General features: G+C 65.5%; 7 protein-coding genes. All 7 read left to right on the top strand.

The annotated features are described in order from the left end of the window. Complete coding sequence (gene lptC / locus VM054_01960) at window positions 1-534, top strand: LPS export ABC transporter periplasmic protein LptC (GenBank protein HUT97825.1); 534 nt, start codon at window positions 1-3, stop codon at window positions 532-534. A gap of 190 nt (window positions 535-724) precedes the next feature. Then, on the top strand, window positions 725-3,436 hold the full coding sequence (locus VM054_01965; protein HUT97826.1) for a FlgD immunoglobulin-like domain containing protein: 2,712 nt from the start codon (window positions 725-727) through the stop codon (window positions 3,434-3,436). A 26-nt stretch (window positions 3,437-3,462) separates the two neighbouring features. Beyond that, on the top strand, window positions 3,463-4,407 hold the full coding sequence (locus VM054_01970; protein ID HUT97827.1) for a 6-bladed beta-propeller: 945 nt from the start codon (window positions 3,463-3,465) through the stop codon (window positions 4,405-4,407). 188 nt (window positions 4,408-4,595) lie between these two features. Continuing rightward, window positions 4,596-6,434, top strand: coding sequence for a T9SS type A sorting domain-containing protein (locus VM054_01975; protein ID HUT97828.1), 1,839 nt, complete (start codon window positions 4,596-4,598; stop codon window positions 6,432-6,434). A 69-nt stretch (window positions 6,435-6,503) separates the two neighbouring features. After that, window positions 6,504-7,436 carry a DUF58 domain-containing protein gene (locus VM054_01980; protein HUT97829.1) on the top strand — a complete coding sequence of 311 codons (933 nt, stop codon included), beginning with the start codon at window positions 6,504-6,506 and terminating at the stop codon, window positions 7,434-7,436. 2 nt (window positions 7,437-7,438) lie between these two features. Then, window positions 7,439-9,322: a VWA domain-containing protein gene (locus VM054_01985; GenBank protein HUT97830.1), complete on the top strand. Its 1,884-nt coding sequence runs from the start codon at window positions 7,439-7,441 to the stop codon at window positions 9,320-9,322. Window positions 9,323-9,480: 158 nt separating this feature from the next. Continuing rightward, window positions 9,481-13,515 carry an ATP-binding protein gene (locus VM054_01990; GenBank protein ID HUT97831.1) on the top strand — a complete coding sequence of 1,345 codons (4,035 nt, stop codon included), beginning with the start codon at window positions 9,481-9,483 and terminating at the stop codon, window positions 13,513-13,515. Window positions 13,516-13,532 lie beyond the last annotated feature (17 nt).

Here is a 13,532-nt window from a genome sequence, read left to right on the forward strand (position 1 = left end):
ATGAAAACGATTCCAATTTTCTTCACCGCCCTTCTGCTCCTGGCCTGCGGGGAGGAGCGCCCGGTGGATTTCTTCCCGGTGGAGGGAGACCCCGACCAGGAGATAGAGAAGTTCACCCTCCGGCAGAGCGAGGGCGGCGAGCTTACCTGGGAGCTGGTGGCCGAGCTGGCCTTCGTTTGGGACGACACGCACCAGGCGGTGGCCAAGCACCCCCGGGTGGATTTCTACAAAAACGGCGAGCACGTGGCCGTCCTCAACGCCGAGGAGGGCACGGTCAACCTCCTGACCAACGACATGGAGGCCCGGACCGGAGTGGTGGTCGTTTCCGACGCCGGGGCCGTCCTCGAGACCGAGGTGCTCGGGTGGGACAACCGCCAGCAGCGCCTGTTCACCGAGCGGGCCGTGAGCTATGAGAAGGGGGGTATCTCCCTCACCGGCTCGGGCTTCGAGTCCGACGCCGACCTCACCGACTGGAAGATCCGTCATCCCAGGGGTATGGTCCCGCCCGAGGAGCTGGGGGGCGAGGTGTTTTAAGTACGCCATCAGCTGGAAGCTGGGCGATTGCGCCGGATCGCCCTTTTTTCATGCCGCGGTTCGGGTTTCTTCGCTGCTTTGGCGTGAAAGAAGGGGGAAAAACGGCCCATCTCTTTGTACGTTGTTGACTACCGACTGTTTTCGTATTAAGTTAATAGGTGCATAAATGAGATCATAGGAGGTAGGTATCATGTTTTGGAGAAGGAGCGGATGTTACCCGTTCACTTCATGTGTCGTCGTCTTCCTGGCGCTTCCTCTTCTTGCGTTTGCCGAGCAAGTTCCCGAAGACGCTGGATGCACGACCGTCCTTCCCGAGGGGAGCCTGCCTCCCGGCCCCGTCGTCGGGACCAACCTGGCGGCCACCGGCGTTGTTGTAACCGGCGAGGACCGGGAGGAAACCTCGGAGGGAGAGGGAGCACTGTCGCCTGAGATGGAGCCGACCTACGACTGGCAGCTCATTGACGTCTACCACGGGCGGCGGATGGTGCCGGAGTCGGAGTACTTCGCCCTGTACTTCGATCGGGCGAGCGAATCCCTGGTCGAGGTGCCGCCGGAGGACCCGCTGACCGAGCTGGCCCACCAGGCGCTCGATTACGCGCCGGAATGGCTTTACGACGATCTTGCAACCAATCTCAGCCGATTCGGCACCACCATCCAGGACAGGGCGGCTCAGGCCATCCTCTCGGCGAGCCCCCCCTACGTGGACGAAGTCGCCTTTCAGGTGGCCCACATCTCCTACTTCAACTTCATCCCCCTCGACGAGGCACTTTTAGAGGTGAACGCCCGGCTTTGCTACTCCAACGACGAGTATCTGAACTACGTGAACATCGTGGACTACGGCGCTCCCCCGGGTGATTACTACTCCACCGTCGAGTACTGCGTGGAGGACGAGGGGCAAAAAACCTGGATCGAGATGCCGCGGGAATTTTATTACTGGTACATCGTTCATCCCAGGTGCTCCGACGAGGCGCCCAAGATGGACTCCGAGGTCTACAACGAGTTCTGGCGCGAGTTCCTCTTCGATTACACCCATCCCGACTACCTGAACCGCGAGCTCTTCGATTTGCTGTCGCAGACCGAGATCGTCTGGGATAGACAGCCGCACGATAACCTGGACGGCGGTCGGCCCTTCTCGGACGACGACATGGCGCTGGACGTCATCGGCAACTGGGTGTCGCGCCACGTAGCCAACCAGGCCTCGAACCCGCGGCCCATCCAGCCTAACCTGATCATCACCGATCACAACGGCAACTGCGGCGAGCTGCAGGACCTCTTGTGCGCCGGCACCAGGACCGCGCTCATCCCCTGCATCTCGGCGATGGACATCGTCGAGGACCACGTCTGGTGCGAGTTCTGGGACGAAGGCTGGCACCCCTACCAGGTGAGCTGGGGCGCCCCCGCCGGCTCCCCACCCTCACCCGGTCCGACCCACATAGACAACTACGGCATCTGCTACGATCCCGACGTGGGCGGCGGCAAGGAGGTGTCGGGCATCTGGGACTGGCGCAACGACCACTACAACTACCAGGTGATTGACAGCGGCTACTCCGAGTACTGCACCCTGGACCTCACCGTGCGGGACCTGGACGGCAACCTGGTTGACGGCGCCTTCTGCAAGATAGCCACGGACAGCCTCTACGGTGGTCAGGGCTGGACGGCCTGGGATACAACCGATTCGACGGGAAAGGCCTATTTCGTCCTCGGCGACGACGACCCGGATTGCGGGCCCCCAGCCGGCAGGGACTACAACCTCAAGGTTTTCTCGGCCGAACTCGGCGGCGGCTATCCCCAAGGCAGCGGCACGGTGAAGATCATTGACAACGCCCAGGCGGAGGAGCACTACACGCTGGACGTGCGGCTGGAGAACGGCGGGATCATGCCGCTGTTGCCGGTGAGCGAGGCGGACCCCCCGTCGGACCCCGCCGACCAGTACAAGTTCGAGGTGGATTACAATCTGCCCTGGGAGTACAAGTTCGGCGAGAGCGTCTACGGCACCACCTACAGCTACGACAACGTTGGTACAGGCAACTTCGAGCTGTTCTTCTGCGACGAGGCCAACTACCAGTCGTTCGTCTCCGGTGAGTCCTTCGAGGCCTATGGGATAACCGAGGACTCCGGCTCCGGCTCGCTTACCTTCATGCTTCCCGACAACGGCAAGTGGTATCTGGTTTTTTCCAACTACGATCAGGTCAACTGCGCCCAGGTCGGGGACGTCACCGTCCGTCTCTACGTGGACCAGGATGCCCTGGACATCGTATTGACGGATTTATACGCCCGCGGCGTCGAGGAGGGCGTTGAGGTTCACTGGAGCACCGCCGCTCCCCTCTCGGGCCTCGTGGGCTGGAACGTGCTCCGCCGGAGCCGCATTCCGGCGGATACCTGCACCATCGTCCCCGCCACCGCCTCACCGTCGCGACCGTCCGACCCGCGTACGGCGGCCTCGCCGAGTGATTGGCGGCTACTCAACGGTCTGCTCTTGACCGGCGACTCACCCTTCGTCTTTACCGACACGGGCGCTTTGGACGGGGAGTCGTACTCCTACAAGCTGGAGGCGATTTTCAACGACGGGTCGGTTTCCACCTTCGGTCCCGTTTACGCCGTGGCCGGTGGAGAAACCGCGCCGGCCAGGTGCACCCTCTCCCAGAACTTCCCGAATCCCTTCACCGATGAGTCCACCATCCGCTACAGCCTGCCCGACCGGGGGTACGTCCGGTTGAACGTCTACAACCTCGCGGGCCAGCTGGTGGGTACACTGGTGGACGGCGAACAGGAAGCGGGTGTGCACGAGGTCGTCTTTCGCGGTCTCGATGCAGGAGGAGCTCCGCTCCCCAGTGGTGTTTACCTCTACCGTTTCCGGGCCGGTGATTTCGCCACTGTCAAGAGACTGGTCATCGCCCGTTGACGATAGCCCGTACGGAAAGGTGGGACATGGGTAAAAATAAAAAGGCTCTCACGGTCCTTTTAGCCGCCGGGCTTCTCACGGTGATTTCCTGTGACACGGGAACGGGCCCCGGCGATAAAGGTTACGAGTTCTCCTTCGCCTGGGGGAGCGAGGGCGATGAAGAGGGGCAGTTCCAAAGCCCGCGCGGTATCGCGCAGGGTGACCAGACGAACGTCTACGTCGCGGATGTGGAGAACAACCGGATACAGGTCTTCGATTCGGAGGGCGTCTTCCTCCTGGCCTGGGGAAGCTTCGGCACCGGGGACGGCGAATTCCTGTACCCCAACGACGTTGCGCTCGACTCGGGCGCCAATGTTTACGTCGCGGACACCTTCAACGATCGCGTCCAGGTCTTCGACGCCTCGGGGACTTTCCTCAGGACCTGGGGTGAAAGCGGTAACGGCGACGGTGAGTTGGATCGCCCCTTCGGCATCGCCGTTGATTCCCAGGATCGGGTTATCGTCGCCGACACTTACAACCATCGCATCCAGGTTTTCGACGGCGAGGGCGGGTTCATCGCCTCCTGGGGAACGCAGGGCGGGGGCGACGGCGAGTTCGACCGGCCCGCAGCCGTGGCCGTTGACTCCGCGGACGACATCTACGTGGCCGATCTGATGAACTGCCGCATCCAGAAGTTCGCCTCCGACGGGACGTATTTGACCGCGTGGGGCGAGCTGGGCGAGGACAACGGCGATTTCCGCTATCCGCAGGGCGTCGCGGTTTCGGGTGACGATAAGGTCTTCGTCGCCGACACCAACAACGACCGTGTTCAGCGGTTCGACACCGATGGAGGTTATGAGCTCAAGTTCGGTGTCGAGGGAGACGCCGAGGGCGAGTTCAACCAGCCCCAGGACGTCATCGTTGACTCCCAGGGCGGCGTCTACATCGTGGATACATCGAATCACCAGATCCAGGTGTTCGTACAGGGGTAGACGAACCCCTGATAAAGCGCAGGACGAGGCCGGAGCGGATTATTTCCTCCGGCCTTTTTTTAGGCGGGGGGCTTGAGCCCCTGTCCGCCGTCAGGCTCCGGAGGCGGTCGGCTTTTCGCCCCTTTTTTCACGCGTTTGACCGTGGGGCGGGGGTTGCCTATAATCATCGCAGCATACAGGGGGTGCCGATGAAAAGAGCTATCTGGTTGATTTTTCTGCTGCCGGCGCTGGTGGCGGCCGGCGGGACCGACACCGGCCTGATCCTCGTGACCGGCGGGGAGGGGACCGTGGAGGAGCTCGATTACGGCGCCCGCGTCTCCCCATCCGCGGCGGGGTGCCCCATCCCGCCGCCGCCCGACTGCGACGTCCTGTGGCAGTACCACATTGATGACGGCGGGCCGCAGCGCAACTGCGTCGCCATCGGCTGCGACGACGGGTACGTGTGGAGCGGCGGCTGGTACGGCGGGGGTAAGATGTTCGAGATGGACGGCGACGGCGTTCCGCTCTGGGAGTTTGACCGGGAGCGCGAATTCGGGGTGGCGGCGGCCGAGGACGCCGACGTCTTCTACGGCGTCTGGCACGACGACCGGGACGACAGCTTCGAGGTGTACAAGTTCCACGCCTCATCCCCCGAGCCGGACTGGACCTGGGACGGCGACGCGGCGGGCTACGCCCCCTACAGCGTGGACCGTCCGGGGCGCGTCGCCTGCTCCGCCGACGGGGGCGTCCTGGCCGTGGGGGGCAACGACGGCGATTCCCTGGCGGTGATGTTTTTCGCAGAAAATTCCCCGGAGCCCATCTCGATTTACGAGGACGAGAGCCTGGCCTACAGCCCCCGGCAGCTCCGCCTGACCGCCGACGGCACCAAGTGCATCTTCCGGGCCCACGCTTTTCTCTACCGCGTGGACGTGGCCACGGGCGCCCTGGAGGACACCTACGACCTGGGCGCCTCCACGGACTGCTTCGGCGTCAGCCCCGACGGCTCGGTGGTGGTCTACGGCTTCGGCGGGATGAACGTGCTAGGGTGGAACGGGTCCAGCTACGAGCACCTCTGGACGTACTACCACCCCGGCTCAAACTACGCGGGTGTGGCCGACGTGGCCGCGGACGACGAGGAGATAGTCCTGGTCTGGTACTCGACCACATACCTGCAGAACTGGGTCACCCGCTTCAACGTCTCCGACGGTTCCGAGCCGCTGTGGGTGTACGAGACCCACCCCGGCGGCGGCGATTACCAGGACGTCCCCGCCTGGATCGAGCTCTCCCGGGACGGCGAGTGGATCGTCGTCGGTTACTGGGGCGACCAAACCAAGGCCAACCCCGAGGTGCAGATTCTGCGGGATTCCAAGCCCGACGGCCTCTGGTTCGGCTTCTACACGCCGGGGTCCGTCTTCGGGGTGGACATCTCCCCCGGGGGGGAGTACGTGGTCAGCGCCGGCAAGGGGGTGCACGCCAACCAGATGGGCTCGGGCGGGGACATCTTCGCCGGGTACGTGGACCCCGAGGCCGGCGTAGCGGTCGTCTCCTTCGAGGCTGAGCCTGCGGCGGACGGGGTTCTCGTGCGCTGGTGCGTAGAGGGGGCCGTCGAGGTTGATATTCAGCGGGACGGAGAGCCGCTCTCGGACTCGCCGCTCCCGGCCGCGGGCGCTTATTTGGATCCGGGATTGGCCTCTGGGACCTACGCCTATACTCTGCGCGCCTACGACGACACGGGGGGGTACGTCGAGGCGGGTCCGATCGAGGTGGAGTACGTCCGGGACGGGGATGGGCTTTGGCTCTCGACGCCCTACCCCAACCCGGCGGGCGCGGGGGCGGTTCTCGCCTTCAACCTGCCGGAGGAGGCCCGGGTGACCGTCGCGCTTTACGACGTGGCGGGGCGCCGGGTGGCGACGCCGGTGGACGCGTTCCTGCCGCGGGGTCGTCATTCTTTCGGGTTGGACACGGCCGAGTTACCGCCGGGCGTGTACCTGGTGCGCCTGAGCGCCGACGGTGAAACGGTGACCACACGCCTGGCCGTGGTCCGCTGAGGTCGCCCGGCCTTGGGGCTGACGGCGCCGGGTGTACTCACGATCCTGTGTTGAATAAAAAAGGACTCGATGGTCGAAGCATTCAACCCGCTCGATCCGGCCGCCGTGGCCGAAATCGGGGACCTCCGCCTCCGGGCGCGCCTGGTGGTGGAGGGCCTGCTGACCGGTCTGCACCGCTCGCCCCTGCGCGGCGTGGCCCAGGAGTTCGTCGAGCACCGCCCCTACCGGCCCGGTGACGAGCCGCGCCTGGTGGACTGGCGGGTCTGGGCCAAGACCGACCGGCTGTACGTGAAGAATTTCCGGCAGGAGGCCGATCTGCGCTGCTGGTTGGCGGTGGACACCTCGGCCTCGATGGATTACGCGGGAGGGCGTTCGCGCGGCGTGACGAAACTGGGCTACGCGGTGAGCCTGGCGGCCGCCCTGGCCTACATCGTCGTCCGTCAGGGGGACGGCCTGGCGCTGGCCGGCTTCGGCGAGGGGATAGAGCCCTACCTGCCGCCGCGGAGGGGGCCCCTGCAACTCTCCATCGTCCTCTCCGCGCTCGGCGGGCTGAAGACCGGAGGCCGGACGGATTTCGCCGCCCTGGCCCGGGAGCTCGCCGCCCGGACCACCCGCCGCGGCCTGTTCGTCATCATCTCGGACCTCTGGGGCGACCCCGAAGCCCTCGGTACGTCCCTGGCCGCCCTGGCCGCCCGCAAGCACGAGCTCCTCTGCCTGCACATCCTGGACCCCGACGAGCTGGAGCCCGATTTCAAGGGGGCCCTGCTGCTGGAGGACGCCGAGGATTCCAGCCGCCTGCCGGTGGATGGTGAGGCGCTCGCCCTGCGCTACCGCCGGCGCGCCCGGGAGCATTTCGAAAAAATCTCCGGTCGGCTACGCTCGGCGGGCATTGATTACCTCCGCCTGACCACCGACGAGCCCTTCACCGGCCCACTCCGCCGCTTCCTCTCCCGGAGGGCCGACCTCGTGGCCGCGGTGGGCCGTAGAACCCTGAGACGGTAGCCTTGCTGCAATTTTCCGCCCCCTGGCTGCTCTTCGCCCTGCCGGCGGCGCTCCTGCCGCTCCTGTTGTACTGGTGGAAGCGCAGGCAGAGGCATCGGCGCCGCTTCCCCTCCCTACAGCTCGTCCGGCAGACGGCCGCGGAGCAGGCACGTCGTCTGCGGCTCCGGGAAATCCTGCTGCTGCTGTTGCGCATCCTGGCCCTGGCGTGCCTCGTTCTGGCGGCGGCGGGACCCGTCGTTCGCTCCGAGGGCATCCTGGGCGGCGTCCCCGAGAGGGTGGTGGTCCTGCTGGACCGCTCGCTCTCCATGACGGCCGTGGACTCGGGCGGGGAGCGGTTCGAGAGGGCCAAGAGCGCCTGCGCGCGGTACCTCAAGCTGCTGCCCGCCGGGACCCCGGTGGATTTAGTCGCCTTCGACGACCACCCGCGCCCCGCGGCCGAATCCGTGGAGCCTATCGAGGCGCTCGCGGCCCTGGGCGGCGTCGAGGCGGGGCTGGGGGGCACAGATCTCGCCTCGGCCCTGGAGTTCGCCGCCTCCAGGCTGGGCACCTCCGGGGGTAAAGGCGTCGCGGCGCTGTTCAGCGATCTCCCCGCCGCCTGCGTCACCGGGCCGCTCGCATTCCCCTACCCCCTCCTCGTCTACCCCGCCGGTATTTCAGCCCGGAACGGAGGCATCAAGGAGCTCGGAGCCCGGAATCCCCTGCCCCTGGCCGGGGCCGAGCTGGAACTGACCGCCTCGGTCACCGGCCCGCCCCGGGATTACCGGCTGTCCACCGGCGGCCAGGAGGCGTCGCTGCGGGAATCGGTCGGAGGCCGGTTCGACATGGGTGTCGTACCCGTCGATCCCGGCTGGACGGTCATCCAACTCACCGCCGAGCCGTCCGACGCCTTCGGGGTGGACGACGTCGCGCGGCTGGCGGTCCTCGTGCATCCGGCGCCGGCCGTCTTCACCCTCGGCGACGCGGGGCTTCTCGGGACGGCCCTGGACACCGCTCCCGGGCTGGCCGCCGGGACGACCGACGCCGCCGGGGCCGACGTGTTACTCTGGAACGCCCAGCGACCACTGAGCGCGGAGCAGGAAACGTTGGTGAAGACCCGGCTGGATGGGGGCGCCGGCCTGATGATCGCCGTACCGCCCGAGGACGGGCTCGCCTTCCCCCCCTGGACGGGTATCGGGTCGGCGGTCCGCCGGGAGGCGGCGGCGGGGTACAGGCTGGGCCGGATTCCCGAGAACGAGGTCACCCGACCCCTCGCCGGTCCCCTCGGCGAGCTGACCCGGAGCACGGTCGCCGACCGCATCGCCGCTTGCGCCCTGAGCGACGAGTGGCGGGTTCTCCTCCGCTACTCGGGTGGTGAGCCGGCGCTGGCGTACCGGGGATTTTCCACGGGAAGGCTGCTCCTCTGGCTGCTGCCATATCGGCTCCAGGACGGGACCTTCGCCGCCACGGAGGCCTTCCCCTCCCTTTTCAACCAGGCGCTCCGGTTCTGCGCTTACGGTGAGGCCGAGTCGGCTGCGTACACCGCAGGGCGGGTCCTGACCGTTCCGACTTCGAGGGGTGGGAGGCTCACGGCGCCCGACGGCGGGGAGACGATCCTGGACGGGGACGGGCCCTGGAGCGTCGAGCTCGATCGTCTGGGGGTGTGGAGGCTGGAATCGGATGCGGGCGAACAGATGTTCGCCGTCAACGCCCCGACCGGCGAGGGCGACCTCACCGTTCTGGACCCCGGCGATTACGGGCTGCTCGGCCCCTCGATCGAGGTGCTGATGTCGGAGCGGCTGACCCCGGAGGCCGTCCCGGTCCCCTTCCCCCTGTGGCGCGTGCTGTTGGCGCTGACCGTCCTATTCCTCCTGGCGGAGCTGGCGCTGGCCGACGCCCGTTGGCGTTAGAGGGTGGAGGTCGGGATTTGCCGGGGGCATTACTTCGCTTCGCTTCGTTTTACCGGGGGCTTTACTTCCTTCGTTTCCGCGGATAACGTGGTGCGGCCTCACCATCGCGGGTTGTGGTATTATTCGGTTCTGATTCTAAACTGCGCCCGTTTAACTACATGCGGACAAAACTCTTCAAGTTCAGTTGGATCGTCCTCTCGCTGCTTCTGGTCGCGCTGACCACCCTGACCCTGTTGTTCGATATTGGGGCCGGGAGGGAGGCGGTGCAGAATTTCGCCGTGGAGCAGGAGGATCTCCTGCACTCGGCGGTGTACGGCATCACCGAGGCCTTCAACGACCTTTCCAATTCCATCTCGATTCTGGCCCACCCCGAGGTCGCGCGGGGAACGGCCGAGCTCCGAGCGGCCATGGCGGCCGTTTATGAGCATTCCCAGTTGCGCGGCTCCAAGAGCTTCCTCCACATCGCCTTCTACGACGAGGCCGGCGGCGCCGTCATCGTCTACCCGCCCGGTTCTTCCGCACCGTCCGTCCCGGCGGATAAACAACCCACAGAGGCAAGGGGTTTAAACCCCTTGTCTCCCGACGGGGTGAGCGTGTCCGAGCCCTGCCTCACCGACGAGGGCTGCTTCGTAACCGTGAGCATCCCGGTGCGCAGCGGGGCCGTTCAGGGTCGAATCGTAGGCTATCTGGACCTCTCCCGCGCCTTCTCCGCGGGGCGGAACGATGGCGGTTACCTCTCCGGGGTCATCCACTCGGGCGCGACCTGTTACGTCCTCAACGGATCGGGCATGATCCTCCAGGGTCTCGACCACTCGCCCGGCTGGAAAGGTGCGGCCTACGGCGCGACCTACGGCGCTTTGGCTCAGCCCGCCGGAGAGGCGGGCCCCGCGCAGGCGTCCGGGAGGCGCGGCCTACGGAGTTTGAGCAGCGTAGCGGAAGCGGAGGATCCGCGGTCGGCGCTCGCTTCCATCTTCGTAACCAACGGCTACGGCGGTCCCGTCCGGCTGACCCTGGCCGACACGCACCGCGAGGCGGTGGGCGTCCTGCGCCCCTTCGAGCTCGGTGGGCACCGCTTTGAGCTCCTGAGCCTCAAAGACTCCGAAGGGGTTATCGCGCCGGCGAAGAACGCCCAGAGGCGGTACTTTTTCACGTTCGTAGGATTCTTCCTCCTCTTGGTGGCGGGCGGCGTCATCTACTGGCGCCACAATCTGATCCGCCTGAAAAAAGAGCGGGAGGAGGGTGATCGCGAGGCGCGGGAACTCGAAATGGTCGGCATAACGAGCATAAGGGAGATAAGCCAGTCCCTCACCCGGGAACTCGAGCTGTCGCAGCTCCTGGACCTCCTTTGCGGGAAGATCTCCGAGGCTCTCGGGCTGGCCGGTCTGCAGGTTCTCGCGCCGGTGGAACGGCGCGCCGAAGGGCGGGAAGTGTCGTACCGCCTGCTGGCGAACCACTTCTCGGACGAGCTCAAGCGGGCTTTGAACCGGCGGAAAGGCGGGGGCGTCGAGTCCCGCGGCAACCCCCTCTTCACTGCCGAATCGCTCCCGCGGGTGATGGACGACATTGTGGAGCGGATGAAGACGACGGGGTGTTCTCTGCGTATGGGTCACGAAACCCGGGAGGCAGGGGAGAACGGGGGGGGTGCACAGATCCTCGGTGAACTCAAACTCCTGTGGGACGATGCCCTCAAGTCGGCCCGGGGGGTCGGGATAGCGGAGCTCATCGTCTCCCCCTTGGTGTCGAAGGACCACTTCGAGGGGGTGGCGGTGTTCCTGCCGTCCAGGGGAGGGATTCCCCTGGAGCTCTACGAGACCTTCGCCGCGAACCTTGCCCAGGCAATACAGGGCGCGCGCGACATCGAGCACCAGAAGAAAACGCTCGAGGAGCTGGACCAGGCGTATGGTCGGTTGAGGGCCTTCTCGCGCATCGGCGCCGAGATCATCCTCCAGAAGAATTTTTACAAGATAGGGCAGACGATTGTGGACGCTATCACCACTTACTCGACATTCTCGCGGGCGGTTCTGTCCCTCGTCGAGGGGGAGGGGATGAGGAGGGTGGCGTTCTCGAAGCTGACGCAGGAGGAAATCGCCGAGCTTCTGGACAGGCGGCCGTTCAGCCTGGAGGACCTGGAGAGGATTAAGGCGAACGCCAATAAAATCAGCCGCTCGTACTACCTGCCCGCGGCGCTGGTCCGGGGGACCATCGGAGAGCAGGGGCTGGCCTCGATGCGCGCTCGGGAGGAGTTCATAGACTGGGACCCCAACGACTTCTTCTTCGTGCCTCTCGAAGGGCCCACGGGGATGTTGGGGGTCATATCGTTGGACGACCCCCGGGACGGGCTCGCGCCCACCGAGGCGACGATACAGCCGCTGGAATCCTTCGCCCACCTGGCGGCCCAGGCGATTACCACGTCAAAGCTGCGTTGGGAATTGGAGCGCTCGCAGAACGATTACCGCAACCTCTTCCGCGACGCCACCGACGCGCTCTTCGTCCTCGACGAGGAGCTGGAGGTCATGACCTTCAACCGCCAGTTCTCCACCCTGGTCGGCGAGCCGGGGGGGGACTTCGCCGGGACGAGCTTTCTGGACCTCGTGATGCCCGACTGGCGGGCCGCGGTGACGCGCGCCTTTGAAAGGGTGAGGTCGGGCCTGGGGCGTCAGGAGCTGGAGTTCCACCTGCAATCGCGCTCCAGACCATCGCGCATCGTCGCCATGAGCGTCGAGGCCAAGGCCTTCCCCCGCCACATGACCGGCGAGGAGCTGGGGTTTTCATCCATCCACGACGGGGGCAACGGTGATCTGCGGGAGGTGATGGACCCCAAGACGGACCTCGACCTGGCGGTGGACGGGGGGTACATCCGCTACCAGGGGTCTCTCCGCGACATCACCTCCGCGAAGGAGGCCGAGCGTGAGCTCCTGCGGCGACAGGAGCAGCTGAAAATCATCAACACCCTCGGACGGCTGGCGCTGTCCTCCTTCGATTTGGAACCCCTGTTCCGTAAAACCGTGAACGCCATCCACCAGTCCCTGGGTTACGACAACGTCGCCCTCTTCATACTGGACGCCGAGGCGGGCGATCTCGTCCTGGAGGCCCAATCGGGCATCTTCGACGTGCTGGTCGGTCGGGGTTACCGGGCCCCCGCCACCGAAGGCGTCGTGGGGTGGACGGCACGGTCCGGCGTCACCCGCTACGTCCCCGACACCTCGAAGGATCCCCACTACATCATGCCCGCCGGCATTTTCGAAATCGGGGCGGAGCTCGCGATCCCCCTCCTCGTCGAGGGGGAGGTCAAGGGGGTGCTCGACCTCGAAACGACGCAAACCGAAGCCTTCGATCCGGCGGATATCTCGGCCCTGGAGACGGTCGCCGATCAGCTCTCCCAGGCGATACACAACATCAACCTCTACCAGGAGCTGCGCGAGCGCGCCCTGGCACTCGCCCTGGCCAACGAGGAGCTCCTGAAGGTAGACAAGATGAAGTCAGACTTCGTCTCCATGGTTTCCCACGAGCTCAACACCCCGGTCACCGTCATCAAAGGCTACGCCCAGCTCATGGCCGGTCGCGTCATCGGCGAGATCAACGAGAAGCAGCAGGACATCCTGGAAACCATCATCGAAAAATCCGACCACCTGAGCCACCTCATCATCGAGCTCCTGGACCTCTTGAAAATCGAAACCGGTCAGTACACCCCGGAGCTCATAACCGCCAACCTGACCAAAATGTTGGAGGAGTTCTTCGTAGAGCAATCGGCGTACCTCGCCACCCCGCGGATGAGCCTGGTCCTCGAGCTCCCCAAACAGCCCATCATCGCCGATGTTGACCTTCCCAAAATACGGACCGTCTTCACCCATCTTCTCTCGAACGCCAACAAGTTCACCATCGGCGAGGGCACGGTGACCGTCTCCTGCGTCGAGACCGTGGACCACTACCGCTTCACGATCGCCGACACCGGCATCGGCATCCCCGAGATCGAGTTCGAGCGCATCTTCGAGCGTCTTTACCAGGTTGATTCGACGCTCACCCGCCACTACGGCGGAACGGGCCTTGGCCTCGCGGTGACCCGCGCCATCATCGAACGCCACCACGGCCGCATCTGGGTCGAGTCGGAGCTCGGCGAGGGCAGCCGCTTCATCTTCACCCTGCCCAAGAGCCCCGGCGAAAGACCTCCGGAGCCCCCCGGCGGTTCCGTCTGATGCCCGACCACCGGAGA

The sequence above is a fragment of the bacterium genome (assembly GCA_035528375.1).
Lineage (GTDB): Bacteria > RBG-13-66-14 > RBG-13-66-14 > RBG-13-66-14 > RBG-13-66-14 > RBG-13-66-14.